This is a genomic window from Burkholderia sp. AU45388 (assembly GCF_030481585.1).
In the GTDB taxonomy this organism is placed as follows: Bacteria; Pseudomonadota; Gammaproteobacteria; order Burkholderiales; family Burkholderiaceae; genus Burkholderia; species Burkholderia sola.
Map to the genome: position 1 here is coordinate 124,073 of NZ_JAUJPV010000013.1, position 17,271 is coordinate 141,343.

The following is a 17,271-nucleotide window of genomic DNA, read 5'->3' on the forward strand; positions in this document are numbered from 1 at the left end:
ATGACGGTGTACTTCATCGGCGCGGGCCCCGGCGACCCGGAGCTGATCACGGTAAAGGGCCAGCGCCTCGTGCGCACATGCCCGGTGATCCTGTATGCGGGCTCGCTCGTGCCGGCCGCCGTGCTCGACGGCCATCGCGCGGAGCAGGTCGTGAACACGGCCGAGCTCGACCTCGATGCGATCGTCGCGCTGCTCGCCGCCGCGCACGCGAAAGGGCAGGACGTTGCGCGCGTGCATTCGGGCGACCCGTCGCTGTATGGCGCGATCGGCGAACAGATCCGCCGCCTGAAAGCACTCGGGATTCCGTACGAAATCGTGCCGGGCGTGACGGCCACGGCCGCGTGCGCGGCGACGCTCGGCGTCGAGCTGACGCTGCCCGGCGTCGCGCAGACGGTGATCCTCACGCGCTTCGCGGGCAAGACGACGATGCCGGAAGGCGAAGCGCTCGGCGCGCTCGCCGCGCATCGCGCGACGCTCGCGATCCATCTCGGCGTGCGCCATCTCGCGCGCATCGTCGACGAAGTGCTGCCGCATTACGGCGCCGATTGCCCGGTGGCGGTGATCTATCGCGCGAGCTGGCCCGACGAGGAACGCGTGACGGGCACGTTGGCCGACATCGTCGGCAAGGTGCGCGGCACGCAGATCGAGCGCACCGCGCTGATCCTGATCGGGCGCGTGCTCGACGCAGAAGGATTCGCGGATTCGACGCTGTACGCGAGCGCGGGCTGAACGCGCCTGCGCCGTGGAGCCGAGTATCCGGATGGGCCGCGACGATATTCCTGGCGCGAGCATGCCCGGGACGACAGCCTGCATGCAGGCGCCCGCGCCGCTAGCGAGCGGCGTCGCTCAGGCCCGCGCGACGTGCCGCGCCAGCTTCGGCGCAAACCCGGCCGCCAGCGCGAACAACACGGCACAGAGGCATGCCATCGCGATCCACGCGGGCGTCAGGTCCGCGAGATGCTGGCGCACGATGCCGGCCGCGAACGGAAACAAGCCGGCGATCAAATAGCCGACACCCTGCACGAACCCCGTCAGCGACGCGGCGTCGGCCGGCGTGGCCGCATGGTCGACCGTGACGATCAGCGACAGCGGAAACAGCGCGCCGATTCCCGCGCCGAGCAGCAGCGCGGCCGGCAATGCAAGTGCTTCCGGCGCGGCCAGCATCACCAGCAACCCGAAGAACAACGACGCAACCGCCGCATGCAGCGCGGGCCGGCGATCGGGCAAGCGATCGATCGTCGCGGAAATCGTGAGTCCCGCGACAACTTCCGCGAGCGTCACGCCGCCGAGCAGGCTGCCGGCCGCGGTCGGCGACCAGCCGAGCCGCATGTAGTACGGCGGCAGCCACGCGAGCACGAGCGTGTACGCGCCCGTCGCGATGCCGAAGAACAGCGCGAGCCGCCAGGCGCGCGGCGAACGCGACGGCCGTGCATTCGATACCGACGCCGGCCCGGCGGCAAGCGCGTCGCCGCCCCGGCTGGCCAGCGGCCAGGCCAGTGCGGCGAGCGCCGCCGGCAACGCCCAGCCCGCGAGCGCGGCGAGCCAGCCCCAGCGCGCCGCGGCGAACGGCGCGATGACGCTCGCGAGCACCGCGCCGCCCATGATCGACGTCGAATAGACGCCCATCGCGCCGCCGATGCGCGTCGCGAAATGCGCCTTCACGAAGCCGGGCAACAGCGCCTGCACCATCGCGATCCCGACGCCCGCGCAGCACGCGCTCGCGAGCAGCAGCCACGCATGCTGCGCACCGACGCGCGACGTGCAGGCCAGCCCGATCAGCGCGACGCCGAGCCACACGCCGACCGCGATCCCGGTGACGCGCTGCAAGCGCCGCGCGCTCAGCGCGCCGAGCCCCATCAGCAGGATCGGAATCGTCGTCAGCAGGCTGGCCGCGCCGTCGCCGATCTCCGTCGCGCGCTGGATCATGTCGAGCAGCGGGCCGACCGCGGCGAGCGCCGGCCGCAGGTTCAGCCCGACGAGCACGATCGCGGCGAGCCGCCATCCGGGGGAAGTGAAGCGATTCATTGCATGGCCCTCGATATCGATGCGCGGCTGCCCGCGGGGCGCCGCGCGTTTTCAGGTAAAGTATCTCGACATCAAGATAATCGCCGATTTATCTCGACGTCAAGATAACTGGCGAGCCGAGGAGGGTTAATGGATCGAGCCGAGCATGCGCTCGCGCAATGGCGCGCCGAGCGTCCGGATCTGGACGCGACGTCGATGGTGGTGATGGGGCGGTTGCAGGAAGCTGCGCTCGTGATCGCGCGCGACCGTCTCAATCCGCTGTTCGCGCGCTACGGCATGCAGCCGGGCGAATTCGACGTGCTCGCGACGCTGCGGCGCAGCGGCGCGCCGTTCGCGCTGACGCCAACCGCGCTGTACGACGCGCTGATGATGTCGTCGGGCGGGATGACCGCGCGCATCGACCGGCTGCAGAAGGCGGGCTGGGTCGAGCGGCGGCCGAACCCGGCCGACGGGCGCGGCACGCTCGTCGCGCTGACGGATGCCGGGCGGGCGCTGATCGATGAAGCGGTTGTTGCGCATATCGACAATCAGCGTGCGCTGCTGGCTGTGTTGTCGAGGGCGGAACAGGCGCAGTTGTCGAAACTGCTCGGAAAGCTGCTGGCGGGGCTGGAAGGAGCGACGCCGGAAGGGGGGGAAGGGACGCCGCGTTGAAGAATGCGTGATGGAAACGTACGCGGCGGGCAAAAAAAGCTATTCGTGAATTTTCGTGGATGTCGCTTGCCGACCCGAAGCGGTCACCGGATCAAATTATTTGTGAAGGACCGTTCGCGATCAATAGCGGCCGTTTCGCGCATATCGGGGGGCCGTGAATGGCCTCTGGCCTGCTCCTCATTGCCCAACGCCATCGCGAGCTTCGTTCGATCGAGCTCGCCTTCCCACGCCGATACCGCGATCGTCGCTACACCATTGCCCACGATGTTGGTCAACGCCCTGCATTCGGACATGAAGCGATCGATGCCGAGGGTCAGCACCATCGCGCTGACGGGAACGGTCGGCACCACGGACAGGCTCGCAGCGAGCGTGATGAATCCCGCGCCCGTCACGCCCGTCGATCCCTTCGAGGTCAGCATCGTGACAAGCAACAGCGTGAGTTGCTGCGCAAACGACAAATGTGTGTTGGTCGCCTGTGCGAGAAACAGCACGGCGAGGGTCATGTAGATGTTAGTGCCATCGAGATTGAACGAGTAACCGGTCGGCACGACGAGCCCCACCACGCCGCGCGGGCAACCCAGGCGTTCGAGCTTGTCCATCAGTTGCGGCAACGCCGCCTCGGACGTCGATGTACCTAGCACGATCAGCAATTCGTCGCGGATATAAGCGAGAAAGCGCCAGAGACTGAACCCGCACAGACGCGCGACGATGCCGAGCACGACAGCCACGAACACGAACGCGGTGAAATAGAACGTGCCGATCAGCTTCAGCATCGGCAGCAGCGAACCGATGCCGTAACGGCCTATCGTGAATGCCATCGCCCCGAAGGCGCCGATCGGCGCGAGACTCGTGACCATCCGGACGATGCGAAAGAATGCCTTGGACAAGGTTTCGATCATCTGCGTGACGGGCGCTGCGGGCCCGCCCATCAGTGCGAGCGCCGTGCCGAACAGCATCGCGATCAGCAGCACGGGAAGGATGTCGCCCTGAACCAGCGCGCCGAGAAACGTGTCGGGTATCACATGCGCTATAAATCCGGCGATGCCGTCGCCATGCGCCGCCTGCGCCGCATAGCCTGAAACGGCGCGGGCATCGAGCGTCGACGGATCGACGTTGAAGCCGTTGCCCGGCGCGATCACGTGCGCGGCCAGCAAACCGATCCCTAGCGCGAGGGTCGATGCGACCTCGAAATAGAGCAGCGCCTTGCCGCCGACGCGGCCGACTTTCTTCATGTCCTGCATGCCCGCGATACCCGTCACGACCGTGCAAAAAATCACCGGCCCAATGACCATCCGCACGAGTTTGATGAACAGATCGCCAAGCGGCTTCAATGCAATCGCCGCGTGCGGCGCGAAATGGCCGAGCAGCACGCCGGCGACGATGGCCGCAAGCACCTGCACATAGAGAATCGTGTAAAACGGTTTGCGCTTCATGTGTCTCCTCCATTTTCGAGGCAAAGGGATGCCCTTCCCTTCTTCGGTCGGAAGGGAATCGGCTTGGCTAAAGCAGGGAACCCGCTGCGTCGCGCGGCGGTTGGATGCTTACATCACTTGCGCCCAGGGATGCCGCGCAAAATGCGCCTGTTCGAACGCTTCGATTGTGGAGAGAGAGTCGAGCGTCAGATCGACGGTATCCATGCCTTCGATCACCATGCGCTTGTGGCGCGCACCAAGCGGATACGCATACTGCTGGTCCGACGCGGACCTCACCGTCTGCTGTTCGAGATCAATCGAGATCGATGTGCCGGGCGTTGCGATCGCCTCGCGCGTCAACGCATCGACGGCATCGCGATCCAGTTGCACGAGCAGCAGACGGTTATTCATCGCGTTGGAATAGAAGATTTCCGCGAAGCTCGGCGCGATCACCGCCTGAAATCCGTATTGCTGCAAGCCCCACACCGCATGCTCGCGGCTCGATCCGCAGCCGAAATTCGCGCCGCCGATCAGGATGCGCGCGTTCGCGTAAGCGCTCCGGTTCAGCACGCAGTCCGCGCGAGCTGCGCCTCGCCCGTCGAAGCGCAGGTCGTACAGCAGACCGTCGGCGAGACCTGTTTTGTCGATGATGCGCAGAAACTGCTTCGGCATGATCTGGTCGGTGTCGAGGTTGTCGATCGGCAACGGGGCGGCGATGCCTTCGATGATCGTGAGTCGCGTCATGATGCATATGCCTCCAGTGTGCGGACATCGGTGATGCAGCCGGTCAGCGCGGCAGCCGCCGCCATGGCCGGACTCATCAGATGCGTGCGGCCGCCGCGTCCCTGGCGGCCTTCGAAATTGCGGTTGGTGGTGGACGCGCAGCGTTCGCCGGCTTCGAGTATGTCGTCATTCATCGCAAGACACATCGAGCAGCCCGGCTCGCGCCATTCAAAGCCCGCATCGATCAGCGTCTTCGCGATGCCTTCCTGTTCGGCGGCACGACGCACGCTGCCCGAACCCGGCACGACCATCGCGCGCACGCCTGGCGCGACGCGCTTGCCGCGCACGATCGCGGCCACCGTGCGCAGATCTTCGATGCGCCCGTTGGTGCATGAGCCGATAAACACGCGGTCGATACGGGTGCCGGCAATCGGCCGGTTGGGGGCGAGTCCCATGTAGTCGAGCGCGCGGCGCAGCGAGGCCGCGGCTTCCGGGGTCGATTGCACGGTTTCGTCGGGGATCGGCTGATCGATGGCGACCGCCTGATCGGGACTCGTGCCCCAGGTGACGAACGGCGCGATGTTCCACGCGTCGAAGCGGTGTTCGACGTCGAAGTGTGCGCCCGTGTCAGACTGCAAGTCGCCCCAGTCTTCGAGTGCAGCTTCCCAGGCTGCTTCGTCGAGTGAAGGCGCGTGGGTGCGCACGTAGTCGAAGGTGGTCGCGTCCGGCGCGATCAGCGCGGCGCGCGCGCCCGCTTCGACCGTCATGTTGCACAAGGTCATGCGCGCCTCGGCCGACAGCGATTCAATTGTCGAACCTGCGAATTCCACGGCATACCCGCGCGCGCCTTGCGCGCCGATCCTGCCGACGATCCAGATGACGACGTCTTTTGACGACGTGCCGTACGGCAATGCGCCGTCGATCGTGATGCGCATGGTCCGCGCAAGCCGGTACACAAGCGTTTGCGTCGCGAGCACGTGCTCGACTTCCGACGTGCCGATGCCGAAGCCCAATGCGCCGAGCGCGCCGTAGGTGGTGGTGTGGCTGTCGCCGCACAGCACGACCATGCCGGGGCGGATCAGGCCGAGTTCCGGCGCGACGATATGTTCGATGCCTTGCAGCGGATCGTCCGCTGCAAAGAGCCGGATGCCCGCGCGCGCGCAATTGCGCGCCAGGTTCTGCGCCTGCAACAGCGACGCCGCATCGCGAATTACGCGCGGCGACTCCGCATGAGTGGGAATGATGTGGCTCACGACGGCGAGCTGCTGATGCGGACGGCGCACGGCGCGGCCACGTGCATCCAGTGCGCTGAACGCTTGCGGGCTGGTGTACTCGTTCATCAGATGCAGATCGACGTACAGCAGTACGTTTTGTTCGTCGATACGCGCGACGGTGTGCGAATCGACGAGTTTCTGGTAAAGGGTTCGGTTGGACATCGGCTTACTCGCTGAGAAAAGGCAGCACGCGTTCAAGCAACAACTCCGGCGCTTCTTCCGGAATGTAGTGGCCGCAAGGCAGGGCTTCGCCCTGCAGGTTCGTTGCATACGCCTGCCACTCGGCGAGCGGCTTGAAGCATTGCTCGATCACACCTTGCGCGCCCCACAACGCCATGAACGGGCAGACGATGCGCTGCCGTGAAGCGAGCGTCGCGCGATCGTGCTCAAGGTCGATCGTGACGCTCGCGCGGTAGTCCTCGCAGATGCCGTGCGCCGTTTCCGGATCGGACAGGCAACGCAGATATTGCGCGTAAGCGTCGGCCGCGAACGGCGCGAGGCCGGCGCTGCGCGCGCCGATCGTCTGTTTGAGATAGAGATCGGGATCCGCGAGGATCAGTGTCTCCGGAAACGGCGCGGGACGCACCAGCATGAACCAGTGCCAATAGGCGCGCGCGAAGTCGAAGGAAGTCTGCTCGTACATCGCGAGCGTCGGCGCGACATCGAGCGTCACGACGCGCGTCACCGCATCCGGATGATCGAGCGCCATGCGCGCCGCGACCCGCCCGCCCCGATCGTGGCCGATCACCGCGAAGGTCGCGTGGCCGAGACTACGCATCAGTTCAATCTGATCGAGCGCCATGCGGCGCTTCGCGTAGTTCGCGTGATCGGCAGCGCCCGGCGGCTTGCCGCTGTCGCCGTAGCCGCGCAGATCGGCGGCGATCACCGTGAAATGCTCCGCCAACGCGGGCGCGACCCTGTGCCAGATCGCATGCGTTTGCGGATGCCCGTGCAGGAGCAGGAGCGCGGGGCCGCGCCCGCCCTGTATGGCGTGAATGCGTACATCGTCGACAGTCGCCGACACGTTCCTGAAGCCTTCGAACATGGTTGTCTCCTGATCTTGATTCGAGTCTAATTGATGAATCATGCGATTTGGTTTCCTGAAATTCATTCCGGTCGTAACTTTAAGGAACGAATCAACAAACGATATGGAGCATTGAAATGGATGGTTTCTCGGACCTGAATCTGTTCGCGCTCGTGGCGCGGCATCGGAATTTGGCCGCTGCCGCGCGCGAACTGGGCGTGACGCCGCCCGCGATCAGCAAGCGGCTTGCGCAACTGGAACGGCGCCTCGGCGTGCGCCTGATGAACCGCACGACGCGGCGTCTGAGTCTTACGCCGGAGGGCGAGCTCTACCTGTCGAACGGCTCGCGCATTCTCGACGAGTTGTCGGAACTGGAGCATCTCGTCACGCAAAGCCGCGGCGAGCCGACGGGACTTCTGCGTGTGAATGCTTCGTTTGGATTTGGCCGGGCGCGCATTGCGCCGGCGGTGTCGGAATTCGTCGCGCGCTATCCCGCGATGAAGATTCTGCTGCATCTGACCGACCGCCCGATGAGTCTTCAGGACGAGGGCTTCGATCTCGGAATTCGCTTCGGCGAGGTGCCGGATGCGCGCATCAACGCGCGGCTCCTGCTCGAAAACAGGCGCGTGGTGTGCGCGTCACCCGGCTATGTAGCGCGGCATGGCGAGCCTTCCGTGCCGCACGATCTCATACGGCACGCGTGCATCGTGTTGCGCGAGAACGAGTCGGCGTACGGCACGTGGCATTTTTCCCGCGGCAAGCGGGCGGAGACTGTCAAGGTGGATGGCGCATTGTCCAGCAACGACGGCGGCGTCGTGCTGCATTGGGCGCTCGAAGGGCGCGGGATTGTCGTGCGATCGCAGTGGGAGATCGCGGAGCACCTAGCGAGCGGCGAACTCGTTTCGTTGCTCGCGGACTGGGCATTGCCGGACGCCAATATCCATGCGATCTATCTGGAGCGCAACCAGCTTTCGGTCAAGCTCAGGACATTTGTTGACTTCCTGGGCGAGTATTTGCGCAGGCCGGCGAACCTTGCGTGACACGCTATCGTTGTGAGCAGCGAACCGGGCTCACACGTGACGAATCTGACTTTCGGGTGACCGCTTTCGAAGGTTGATGGGACATCCGAACGACGCTTGATGGCCGAACACCGACAGCCTTCCCAGCTTTCCCCGAAAATTCGCGATGCCCACAAAAAGCCCGCCGCACAATGCGACGGGCGTCGCAGGTTGCAGGCGCAGGTGGTGTGCCCGCGTGACCAATCACCCCCGCGCCGGAATATTGAGCCCCCGCTCGACAGCCGGCCGCGCAACAAACGCGTCGAGCACCCGCTTGACGTGCCGGAATTCGCCGAACCCGACCAGATCGCCCGCCTCATAGAAACCGACCAGGTTACGCACCCACGGAAAGATCGCGATATCGGCGATCGTGTAGGTATCGCCCATCACCCACTGGCGGTTCGCGAGATGCGCGTCGAGCACGCCGAGCAGCCGCTTCGATTCGGCAACGTAACGGTCACGCGGGCGCTTGTCCTCGTAATCGCGGCCGGCGAACTTGTGGAAGAAGCCGAGCTGGCCGAACATCGGCCCGATGCCGCCCATCTGGAACATCACCCACTGGATCGTCTCGTAGCGGCCCGCGAGATCCTTCGGGATCAGCTGCCCCGTCTTGTCCGCGAGATAGATCAGGATCGCGCCCGATTCGAACAGCGGCAGCGGCTGGCCCTCGGGGCCGTTCGGATCGACGATCGCGGGGATCTTGTTGTTCGGGTTCAGCGACAGGAATTCGGGCGACAACTGGTCGTTCGTGTCGAAGCGCACGAGGTGCGGCTCGTACGGCAGGCCGGTTTCCTCGAGCATGATCGACACCTTGACGCCGTTCGGCGTCGGCAGCGAGTAGAGTTGGAGGCGGTCGGGATGCTGGGCCGGCCACTTTTGCGTGATCGAGAAGGCGGACAGGTCGGGCATGAAGGTTCGCTCGTCGAAGTGAATGATCCGCGCTGCGCCCGTGCCGCCTCGCTCACGCACGGTTCGCGACGCGGCGGCCGGGCGCAGCGCGCCGAAAGCGCCCACTGTAGCCGATCCGGGAAATCGATGCAGGGGTCGGCCGGCCGCCGACGAGTCGGCTCGAGAGCCGTGCTTGGCGTCGCGCCGATGCCGCCAGACACGACGCGTAGGGCGCCTCCGTTGGCCGACGGACCGCAGGCGGCCCCGCACATTTCGCCTCCCATCGAGATACGACGTCCTACACGTCTTGCAAAACAACCCCGCAACTGCCGACAAAGTCGAGCACCGCGCAATTCATCGACAAACGGAAGCTTTTTGTCAGGGAAAGTCCCGCCCCGCATCCGGCTGTTTTTTGTTGACCGACATCGTATAACACCGTCATGATTTCCTGACAAGAAAAGTCCCATCCACCGACCGAAGTGAGGAGACATGAACACCACCCCGATCGCTCGCCGCGTCCGCCGGATCGCACTCGCCCTGGGCTTCACGCTGTCGGCCGCCTCAGCCGTTGCCGCCCCCGTATCGCTGAACATCGTCGACGTCGCAGGCAATCTGCAACTGACGCAGAAGGCCATCGAGGCATTCAAGGAGAAGAACCCGACCCTCGTCGCGAACGTCACGTTCACGAACGCGCCCGCGCCGCAGTTGCCGGGCAAGATCAAGGCGATGCAGGCGGCGGGGCGCTCCGACATCGATCTCGTACTGACGGGCACCGACGCACTGGCCGCCGGCATCGAACAGAACCTGTGGCAAAAGCTGCTGCCCGACAACGCGGCCGCGTTCCCCGGCGTGCTCGACAAGTACGCGCCCGGCCCGCGCAAGATGCAGGATCTCGCGCAGGGCTACGGCCTCGAAGTGACCTACATGCCGGCCGGCCCGCTGCTCGAATACAACCCGGCGAAGGTCAGCGACCCGCCGAAGACGCCCGATCAGTTGCTCGCGTGGTGCAAGGCGCATCCGAACAAGCTGATCTATGCGCGCCCGGCGAACTCGGGCCCCGGCCGCACGTTCCTGATGGGGTTGCCGTACGTGCTCGGCGACAAGAATCCGCAGGACCCGATCAACGGCTGGGACAAGACCTGGGCGTTCCTGAAACAGTTGAACGACTGCGTGCCGTACTACCCGGGCGGCACGTCGGCGGTGATGAAGGAGCTCGGCGAAGGCACGCGCGACATGACGGTCACCGTCACCGGCTGGGATATCAACCCGCGCGCGCTCGGCATCGTGCCGGCCGAATTCAAAATCCAGGCGTTTGACAACATGACGTGGGTGAACGACGCGCACTACATGGTGATCCCGAAGGGCGTGCCGAAGGAAAAGCTCGACGTGCTGTTCAAGCTGATGAATTTCCTGCTCGAGCCGGCGCAGCAGGCGATGACCTACGACGACGGCTACTTCTATCCGGGCCCGGCGGTGAAGGGCGTGACGCTCGAGATGGCGCCCGCGCACAGCCAGGAAGTGATCAGGAAATTCGGCCGCCCCGAATACGCGAAGCTGCTCGCCGATCGCCCGCACGTGCAGCCGCTCAACGCGCAGGCGATGGTCGCCGCGTTCCAGAAGTGGGATCGCGAGATCGGCTCGCAGAAATCGAAGTGACGGCTGAACCGGCGGGCGCCGCGGCGCCCGCGTCGATGGAGTTCGTGGAATGAAGCACAGTTTCGAACGGTTGCGGCTCGACGGCGTGTGCCGCAGTTTCACCAATGCGCAAGGCGCGCAGGTCGCCGCGCTGAGCGGCCTCGACCTCGAGATCCGGCGCGGCGAGTTCATCGCGCTGCTCGGCCCGTCGGGCTGCGGCAAATCGACCGCGCTGAATTGCATCGCCGGGTTGCAGCCGCTCACGCGCGGCGGCATCTGGCTCGACGACACGCGCATCGACGTGCTGCCACCCGAGCGTCGCGGCTTCGGGATGGTGTTCCAGAACTACGCGCTGTTTCCGCACATGTCGGTGCTCGACAACGTCGGCTTCGGCCTCAAGATGCGCGGCGTGGCGAAGCAGGAAACGCGGCGGCGTGCCCAGCAAGCGCTCGAACTCGTGCAGCTCGTCGGTCACGAAGGCAAGCTGCCCGGGCAACTGTCGGGCGGCCAGCAGCAGCGTGTCGCGATCGCGCGCGCGATCGTGATCGAGCCGCCGCTCGTGCTGATGGACGAGCCGCTGTCGAACCTCGACACGAAACTGCGCATCGAGATGCGCGCCGAGATTCGCCGCATCCACACGCAGCTCGAACGCGCGACGATCTACGTGACGCACGACCAGGACGAGGCGCTGTCGATGGCCGACCGCATCGTCGTGATGAAGGAGGGCGTCGTGCAGCAGGTCGCGTCGCCGAAGGACGTCTACACGCGCCCGCACAACCTGCACGTCGCGCGCTTCATGGGCTATCGCAACGTGCTGCCGTTTACGCTCGAAGGGATGGCCGGCGACGGCGTTCGAGTGACAGCCGGTGGCGTACGCCTCGTCGGCGTGCCGATGGCCGGCTTCGATGCGAAGGACGTGATGGTCGCGCTGCGCCCGGACGACGTCGAGCGCGCGGAAGCCGGTGCCGACAATGCGTTCGACGCGACCGTCGAGACGGTCGAGTACGGCGGCCGCGACTTGCTGATCCGCGCGATCACGCCGTTCGGTGCGATCTGGGCGCGCGTGGCCGGCGAGTTCGCGCAAGGCGAGGCGCTGCGGCTGCGCGTGGCGCCGGCGCGCACGCTCGTCTATGCGGGAGACGCGCAATGAACGGTCCGCGCAAGCCGGCGCGCGAGGCGGCGTGTACCCCGGAGGCCGCATGAGCACGCTCGCGACCAGCGGCGCGCCGCGCGACGCGAAAGCCTGGCTCGTCACGCCGGCGCTCGCGTTCATTGCCGCGCTGTTCGTCTATCCGTTCGCGTACGGCCTCGTGCTGTCGTTCCAGCCGACGAACGGCGGCGGCGCGCTCGCGAACTACGTGCAGTTCTTCACCGACACCGCGATGTGGTCGACCGTGCTCGTCACGCTGAAGCTCGCGGTGCCGGCCACGCTGCTCAACGTCGGCATCGCGGTGCCCGTCGCATTCGCGCTGCGCCGCCATTCGCCGTACCAGAAGTTCGTCACGACGCTGCTCGTGATTCCCGTCACGCTCGGCACGGTGCTCGTCGCCGACGGGATGCTCACGTATTTCGGGCCGAACGGCTGGTTCCCGCAGGCGCTGCAGGGGCTGCACCTGTACACCGACGAAGTGCGCCTCACGCACAACTACTGGGGCGTGCTGCTGTCGCTGATCGTGTCGGGTTTTCCGTTCGCGTTCCTGCTGATGCTGTCGTACATCAGCGGCATCGACCCGACGCTCGCGCGCGCGGCCGCGACGCTCGGCGCGAACCCGTGGCAGCAGTTCCGCCAGATCTATCTGCCGCTGCTCGTGCCGGGGCTCACTATGGCCGCATGCCTGTCGTTCGTGCAGGCGTTCTCGGTGTTTCCGTCGGCCGTGCTGCTCGGCGCGCCGGCCGGCCCGACGCGCGTGATCTCGATCGCGGCGGCCGAAGCCGCGTTCGAGAGCTACGACTATTCGCTCGCGTCGGCGATCGCCATGGTGATGGGCTTCGTGCAGTTGCTGGTGGTCGCGTCGATGCTCGGCGCGCGCCGCTTCTTCTATACGGGCGCGGTGACGGGAGGCAAGGGCTGATGGCGACCGACAATCATGCCGCTCGCACGTGGCCGCCGAAGCACGATGCGCCCGATGCGCGGCCTGTCGATGCAAGGAAACCGCACCGGATGAAAAGCAACCTCGCCGGCCGCGCATGGAAGGCGCTGGTCTGGGGGCTGATGGCGTTCTTCCTGCTGAACGTGATGCTGCTGATCGCGACCGTCGCGGTGAACTCGGTCGCGACGCGCTGGTTCGGCACGCCGTTGCCGCAGGGCTTCACGCTGCACTGGTATGCGAAGGCGTGGGAAGACTTCCAGCTCGCGAGCGTGCTGTGGGTGACCGTCGAGGTCGTCGGCGCGGTCGTGCTGCTGTCGATCGCGCTCGGCGTGCCGGCCGCGTATGCGCTCGCGCGCGTGCAGTTTCGCGGCAAGCGCTTCGCGCTGCTGGTGTTCCTGCTGCCGCTGATGGTGCCGCCCGTCACCTACGGGATTCCGATGGCGACGGTGATGTACAAGATCGGGCTCGCGGGCACGCTGCCGGGCGTGATCCTCGCGAACCTCGTGCCGGCGCTGCCGTTCGTGATCCTCGTGATGACGCCGTTCATCGAGCAGATCGACCCCAATCTCGAAGCCGCCGCGCGCATCTTCGGCGCGAACACGTGGCGCTATTTCCGCTATGTGCTGCTGCCGCTGCTGGTGCCCGGCATGCTCGCGGCCGGGTTGCTCGTGCTGGTGCGCACGATCGGGATGTTCGAGCTGACGTTCTTCACCGCGGGCCCGAGCACGCAGACGCTCGTCGTCGCGCTGTATTACGCGGTGTTCTCGACCGGCGTGCGCGCGCCGCAGTCGATCGACGCGATGGCGATGATCTACATGGCCATCACGCTCGTGTGGGTCGTGATCGCATTGCAGTTCGTCAGTCCGACCCAGCTCGTGAGCCGCGTGAAGCAGGAGCGGCAGTAGGCGAGGGCGGCAACGGACGCGCCGCCGCCATGCAATTGGTTACAAATGGATACCGCGCACGACACGCGGACGTTGCAGACTACGCGGCGTTCACCCGATCGACGGATATCCATGAAGTTTCAAACGCTGTTGACACTCGCTGGCGCCTCGACCTTGCTCGCCGCCTGCAACCTGCTTCACGAGGGGCCCGGGTCGAGCGACGTCGACGCCGCGGTGCGCCGTGCGCTCGAAGCGGAAAACCACGGCGGGCTGAACGCGCTGTTCGGCCAGCCGTTGCCCGTGTCGGCCGACGTGATCTCGGCGAAACCCGACGGCGACTGCAAGAAGCTCGGCGATCGCACGTACTCGTGCGACGTCGTGGTCACGTGGCGCAACGCCGATTATTCGCCGTCGCGCGCGAACCTGACCTTCGTGAAGGCGGCCGACGGCGCGTGGCAGACGTCGGGCGTCGACGCGGCGCTCGTGACGGGCACCGCGAAATCGCTGATCGACCATATCGGCAAGGCATGGCCGGGCAATGCGGCGAGCGGCGCGTCGGCGCCGCAGTGACGCGCGGGCGGCGAGCCTTCGTTCCGTTCCCCCGGATAAACAGGCTCGGCCTTGCCGGCCGCGCCGCGGCGCTTCCCCTCCGATAAAAAGGGCGCGAGCACCGCACCTATCTCGTTTGAGCGCATCCTCGGTATGCAGGCAGGGTTATAGGGAAAACCCTTATCTCAAGGTATAATTCCGGCCATGAGAGAAAGGTCATACCATGCCTGAACGCTTCCAAACCCTTGAAAAATTTGTGTTTTCCCTCGTCGTGATGTCCGCCGTCGTGTGCTCGGCCTTCCTCGCGTACGAGCGTCACCCCGAGATCAAGATCGCACTGCATGAAGGCGAAGCGCTGATGCGCGAGAGCGCCAAGTATTCGGTCATCTGCTCGCCGTCCAAGGTCGATCCTTGCGTCGAGATGTCCGCTTACTGAGCCGGCTTTCCGCTTTTCGGCCTTGCGCGATGTCACTGCCGGTCTGAATACCCTGAAGTCGTCTCGTCACGTATTCGGAAACCCGCCGCAAGACAGCGCGAATGCACGACCCCGTTACGTGCCGCGTCGCTGGCGTAAGCAGTCCCGCGTTCCGTCGGCCCCGCTTCGAGCAATCGAGCGGGGCCGTTTCGTTTGCGTGTGTCACACGACGTGCTGCGGTTCTCCGCTGACAAATGCGGCGACGTTGTCGACGAGCTGATCGGCCAGCGCCTGCATCGCTTCGTCACTGGCCCATGCGACGTGCGGGGTCAGGATGAACGCCGGATGCGACAGGATCGCGTGAAACGGATGCGCGGCCGGCAGCGGTTCCTGCGTGACCACGTCGAACCCGGCGCCCGCGATCTGCCCCGACTGCAACGCGTCGACGAGCGCGCTTTCGTCGACGAGCCCGCCGCGCGCGGTATTGATCAGCAGCGGCCGGCGCGCCATCCGCGCGAACGCGTATGCGTCGATCAGATGCCGCGTCGCGAGCGTGAGCGGGCAGTGCAGCGTGATCACGTCGCTCACGCGCAGCAGCGTGTCGAGCGGCGCATGACCGTCGCCCGCCGCGTCGCCGTGCGCGGCGAACAGCACGCGCATGTCGAGCGCCCGCGCGATGGCGGCCACCGCGCGCCCGAGCACGCCGTCGCCGACGATCCCGATCGTCGAACCGGCCAGGTCGCGAATCGGATGATCGAAGAAGCAGAACTGCCCGCTGTCGAGCCAGCGCCCGGCGCGTACCGCGTCGCGGTACGCGACGAGGCTGCGGCGCAGCGCGAAGATCAGCGCGAACGTGTGCTCGGGCACCGTACGCACCGCGTAGCCGCGAATGTTGCTCACCACGATTGCGCGCGCCGCACACGTATCGAGATCGACGATATCGGTGCCGGTCGCGGCGATCGCGATCATCCGCAACCGCCGCGCGTCGGCGAGGGTCGTCGCGTCGAGCCGCACCTTGTTCGTCACGACGATGTCCGCATCGCGGATGCGCGCCGCGACTTCGTGCGCGGCCGTGCGGTCGAATGCCTGCGCCACGTGCGGAAACGGAAACGGCTTCAGCACGGTCTGCGGCGACAGCGTCGCGCGGTCGAGCCACACGATCTTCGCGGGAGAGGAAACGGAAAACATGGCGGGTCTCGCTGACAGGCGCCCGGTGGCGCGGAACGGATCCGATTCTGCCGGCGGCGCGCGCGCCGTCGTTTGACCGTTGCGCGAGCGCGCTTTCCCGGATGGAAAGGCTGACGCGCCACGCGTCGCCGACACCGCGCTCGCGCTGTCGCGCGCCTTTCCGTTTCGGAAAGGCGGGTTGACCATCGATCGATTTTCACCGGACGCGAACGCCGTCATGATCGCCGTCATCGACAACACGATTTCATCGGAGACAGTCATGACACGCCCCCTGGACGGCATCCGCGTGCTGGAGCTTGGCCAACTGATCGCCGGGCCGTTCGCGGGCCGGATGCTCGCCGAATTCGGCGCGGAGGTCATCAAGGTCGAGCCGCCCGGCGTCGGCGATCCGCTGCGCAAATGGCGGCTGCTGCACGACGGCACGTCCGTTTGGTGGGCCGCGCAGTCGCGCAACAAGACCTCGCTCACGCTCGACCTGCGCACGCCCGAAGGGCAGGACGTCGTGCGCCGCCTCGTCGCCGACACCGACGTGCTGATCGAAAACTTCCGGCCCGGCACGCTCGAAGGCTGGGGGCTGGGCTGGGACGCGCTGTCCGCGATCAACCCGGGGCTCGTGATGCTGCGCGTGTCGGGCTTCGGGCAGACGGGCCCGTATCGCGACCGCCCCGGCTTCGGCGTGATCGCCGAGGCGATGGGCGGCCTGCGCCACCTGACCGGCGAGCCGGGCCGCACGCCGGTACGCGTCGGCATCTCGCTCGGCGATTCGCTGTCGGCGCTGCACGGCGTGATCGGCGTGCTGCTCGCGTTGCGGCATCGCGAACAGCAGGGCGGCAACGGGCAGGTCGTCGACGTCGCGCTTTACGAATCGGTGTTCAACATGATGGAAAGCCTGCTGCCCGAATACGCGGCGTTCGGCGCGGTGCGCGAGCCGGCCGGCAGCAGCCTGCCGGGCATCGCACCGACCAACGCGTACCGCTGCCGCGACGGCCGGTACGCGCTGATCGCCGGCAACGGCGACAGCATCTTCCGGCGCCTGATGGAACTGATCGGCCGGCCCGATCTCGGCAACGATCCGGCGCTCGCGCACAACGACGGGCGCGTCGCCCAGGTCGCGCGCATCGATGCGGCGATCGGCGAATGGAGCGCACGCCACGATCTCGATGACGTGCTCGCCGCGCTGAACGACGCGCGCATTCCGTCCGGGCGCATCTACGACGTGGCCGACATCGCGGCCGATCCGCACTACCGTGCGCGCGACATGATCGTCGACGCCGCGCTGCCCGACGGCACGCCCGTGCTCGTGCCGGGCATCGTGCCGAAACTCGACGCCACGCCCGGGCGCATCGAGCGGCCGGCGCCCGCGCTCGGCGCGGATACCGATGCGGTGCTCGAATCGCTCGGCATCGATGCGGCGACGCGCGACGACTGGCGCACGCGCGGCGTGATCTGAAACAA

Annotated in this window: 17 protein-coding genes; 10 read left to right on the top strand and 7 right to left on the bottom strand. The window is 66.3% G+C overall.

Annotated elements, in window-relative coordinates; all coding sequences use genetic code 11:
* Positions 1–729: a precorrin-4 C(11)-methyltransferase gene (gene cobM / locus QZM72_RS20965; protein WP_089464757.1), complete on the top strand. Its 729-nt coding sequence runs from the start codon at positions 1–3 to the stop codon at positions 727–729.
* Positions 730–846: 117 nt separating this feature from the next.
* Here the strand turns inward: cobM and QZM72_RS20970 are convergent, their stop codons facing one another.
* Positions 847–2,025 (bottom strand): MFS transporter, encoded by a 1,179-nt coding sequence (locus tag QZM72_RS20970; protein ID WP_089467442.1) that lies wholly within the window; start codon positions 2,023–2,025, stop codon positions 847–849.
* A gap of 129 nt (positions 2,026–2,154) precedes the next feature.
* Between QZM72_RS20970 and QZM72_RS20975 the strand changes: the two genes are divergently transcribed.
* Positions 2,155–2,676, top strand: coding sequence for a MarR family winged helix-turn-helix transcriptional regulator (locus QZM72_RS20975; protein ID WP_089467443.1), 522 nt, complete (start codon positions 2,155–2,157; stop codon positions 2,674–2,676).
* A gap of 83 nt (positions 2,677–2,759) precedes the next feature.
* Here QZM72_RS20975 and QZM72_RS20980 read toward each other — a convergent pair whose 3' ends face one another.
* From QZM72_RS20980 to QZM72_RS20995, 4 genes are all read right to left on the bottom strand, one after another.
* Positions 2,760–4,109: a dicarboxylate/amino acid:cation symporter gene (locus tag QZM72_RS20980; protein WP_089467444.1), complete on the bottom strand. Its 1,350-nt coding sequence runs from the start codon at positions 4,107–4,109 to the stop codon at positions 2,760–2,762.
* Positions 4,110–4,217: 108 nt separating this feature from the next.
* Positions 4,218–4,832: a 3-isopropylmalate dehydratase small subunit gene (gene leuD, locus QZM72_RS20985; protein WP_089467445.1), complete on the bottom strand. Its 615-nt coding sequence runs from the start codon at positions 4,830–4,832 to the stop codon at positions 4,218–4,220.
* Positions 4,829–6,247: a 3-isopropylmalate dehydratase large subunit gene (leuC, locus tag QZM72_RS20990; RefSeq protein ID WP_089467446.1), complete on the bottom strand. Its 1,419-nt coding sequence runs from the start codon at positions 6,245–6,247 to the stop codon at positions 4,829–4,831. The genes leuD and leuC overlap by 4 nt, the downstream gene beginning before the upstream one ends.
* 4 nt (positions 6,248–6,251) lie before the next feature.
* On the bottom strand, positions 6,252–7,130 hold the full coding sequence (locus QZM72_RS20995; protein WP_089467447.1) for an alpha/beta fold hydrolase: 879 nt from the start codon (positions 7,128–7,130) through the stop codon (positions 6,252–6,254).
* A gap of 116 nt (positions 7,131–7,246) precedes the next feature.
* On the opposite strand from QZM72_RS20995, the gene QZM72_RS21000 reads away from it, so the two are divergent.
* Positions 7,247–8,149 carry a LysR family transcriptional regulator gene (locus QZM72_RS21000; RefSeq protein WP_089467448.1) on the top strand — a complete coding sequence of 301 codons (903 nt, stop codon included), beginning with the start codon at positions 7,247–7,249 and terminating at the stop codon, positions 8,147–8,149.
* A 222-nt stretch (positions 8,150–8,371) separates the two neighbouring features.
* On the opposite strand, the gene QZM72_RS21005 is transcribed toward QZM72_RS21000, so the two are convergent.
* Entirely contained in the window at positions 8,372–9,076 is a 705-nt protein-coding gene (locus tag QZM72_RS21005) for a glutathione S-transferase N-terminal domain-containing protein (RefSeq protein WP_301739091.1), read from the bottom strand.
* Positions 9,077–9,544: 468 nt separating this feature from the next.
* On the opposite strand from QZM72_RS21005, the gene QZM72_RS21010 reads away from it, so the two are divergent.
* The 6 genes from QZM72_RS21010 to QZM72_RS21035 all read left to right on the top strand — a co-directional run bounded on the left by QZM72_RS21010 (position 9,545) and on the right by QZM72_RS21035 (position 14,649).
* On the top strand, positions 9,545–10,711 hold the full coding sequence (locus tag QZM72_RS21010) for an ABC transporter substrate-binding protein (RefSeq protein ID WP_301739092.1): 1,167 nt from the start codon (positions 9,545–9,547) through the stop codon (positions 10,709–10,711).
* Positions 10,712–10,760: 49 nt separating this feature from the next.
* The gene (locus QZM72_RS21015; protein WP_301739093.1) at positions 10,761–11,840 is read left to right on the top strand and encodes an ABC transporter ATP-binding protein; all 1,080 of its coding nucleotides are present in this window, start codon (positions 10,761–10,763) and stop codon (positions 11,838–11,840) included.
* Between the two features lie 49 nt (positions 11,841–11,889).
* Positions 11,890–12,762 carry an ABC transporter permease gene (locus tag QZM72_RS21020; protein WP_301739094.1) on the top strand — a complete coding sequence of 291 codons (873 nt, stop codon included), beginning with the start codon at positions 11,890–11,892 and terminating at the stop codon, positions 12,760–12,762.
* Positions 12,762–13,685 carry an ABC transporter permease gene (locus QZM72_RS21025; RefSeq protein WP_060318577.1) on the top strand — a complete coding sequence of 308 codons (924 nt, stop codon included), beginning with the start codon at positions 12,762–12,764 and terminating at the stop codon, positions 13,683–13,685. Before QZM72_RS21020 ends, QZM72_RS21025 begins: the two co-directional genes overlap by 1 nt.
* A gap of 111 nt (positions 13,686–13,796) precedes the next feature.
* Positions 13,797–14,234 carry a hypothetical protein gene (locus tag QZM72_RS21030; protein WP_301739095.1) on the top strand — a complete coding sequence of 146 codons (438 nt, stop codon included), beginning with the start codon at positions 13,797–13,799 and terminating at the stop codon, positions 14,232–14,234.
* A 202-nt stretch (positions 14,235–14,436) separates the two neighbouring features.
* Entirely contained in the window at positions 14,437–14,649 is a 213-nt protein-coding gene (locus QZM72_RS21035; protein ID WP_006497261.1) for a hypothetical protein, read from the top strand.
* A gap of 201 nt (positions 14,650–14,850) precedes the next feature.
* On the opposite strand, the gene QZM72_RS21040 is transcribed toward QZM72_RS21035, so the two are convergent.
* A complete protein-coding gene (locus tag QZM72_RS21040; RefSeq protein WP_301739096.1) occupies positions 14,851–15,816 on the bottom strand; it encodes a D-2-hydroxyacid dehydrogenase in 966 nt (321 codons plus the stop codon).
* 259 nt (positions 15,817–16,075) lie between these two features.
* On the opposite strand from QZM72_RS21040, the gene QZM72_RS21045 reads away from it, so the two are divergent.
* Positions 16,076–17,266 (top strand): CaiB/BaiF CoA-transferase family protein, encoded by a 1,191-nt coding sequence (locus QZM72_RS21045; protein WP_089467960.1) that lies wholly within the window; start codon positions 16,076–16,078, stop codon positions 17,264–17,266.
* Positions 17,267–17,271 lie beyond the last annotated feature (5 nt).

Excerpts from the sequence above, each read along its gene's own strand:
- cobM (WP_089464757.1), top strand. The coding sequence starts at position 1 with ATGACGGTGTACTTCATCGGCGCGGGCCCCGGCGACCCGGAGCTGATC.
- QZM72_RS20970 (WP_089467442.1), bottom strand. The coding sequence starts at position 2,025 with ATGAATCGCTTCACTTCCCCCGGATGGCGGCTCGCCGCGATCGTGCTC.
- QZM72_RS20975 (WP_089467443.1), top strand. The coding sequence starts at position 2,155 with ATGGATCGAGCCGAGCATGCGCTCGCGCAATGGCGCGCCGAGCGTCCG.
- QZM72_RS20980 (WP_089467444.1), bottom strand. The coding sequence starts at position 4,109 with ATGAAGCGCAAACCGTTTTACACGATTCTCTATGTGCAGGTGCTTGCG.
- leuD (WP_089467445.1), bottom strand. The coding sequence starts at position 4,832 with ATGACGCGACTCACGATCATCGAAGGCATCGCCGCCCCGTTGCCGATC.
- leuC (WP_089467446.1), bottom strand. The coding sequence starts at position 6,247 with ATGTCCAACCGAACCCTTTACCAGAAACTCGTCGATTCGCACACCGTC.
- QZM72_RS20995 (WP_089467447.1), bottom strand. The coding sequence starts at position 7,130 with ATGTTCGAAGGCTTCAGGAACGTGTCGGCGACTGTCGACGATGTACGC.
- QZM72_RS21000 (WP_089467448.1), top strand. The coding sequence starts at position 7,247 with ATGGATGGTTTCTCGGACCTGAATCTGTTCGCGCTCGTGGCGCGGCAT.
- QZM72_RS21005 (WP_301739091.1), bottom strand. The coding sequence starts at position 9,076 with ATGCCCGACCTGTCCGCCTTCTCGATCACGCAAAAGTGGCCGGCCCAG.
- QZM72_RS21010 (WP_301739092.1), top strand. The coding sequence starts at position 9,545 with ATGAACACCACCCCGATCGCTCGCCGCGTCCGCCGGATCGCACTCGCC.
- QZM72_RS21015 (WP_301739093.1), top strand. The coding sequence starts at position 10,761 with ATGAAGCACAGTTTCGAACGGTTGCGGCTCGACGGCGTGTGCCGCAGT.
- QZM72_RS21020 (WP_301739094.1), top strand. The coding sequence starts at position 11,890 with ATGAGCACGCTCGCGACCAGCGGCGCGCCGCGCGACGCGAAAGCCTGG.
- QZM72_RS21025 (WP_060318577.1), top strand. The coding sequence starts at position 12,762 with ATGGCGACCGACAATCATGCCGCTCGCACGTGGCCGCCGAAGCACGAT.
- QZM72_RS21030 (WP_301739095.1), top strand. The coding sequence starts at position 13,797 with ATGAAGTTTCAAACGCTGTTGACACTCGCTGGCGCCTCGACCTTGCTC.
- QZM72_RS21035 (WP_006497261.1), top strand. The coding sequence starts at position 14,437 with ATGCCTGAACGCTTCCAAACCCTTGAAAAATTTGTGTTTTCCCTCGTC.
- QZM72_RS21040 (WP_301739096.1), bottom strand. The coding sequence starts at position 15,816 with ATGTTTTCCGTTTCCTCTCCCGCGAAGATCGTGTGGCTCGACCGCGCG.
- QZM72_RS21045 (WP_089467960.1), top strand. The coding sequence starts at position 16,076 with ATGACACGCCCCCTGGACGGCATCCGCGTGCTGGAGCTTGGCCAACTG.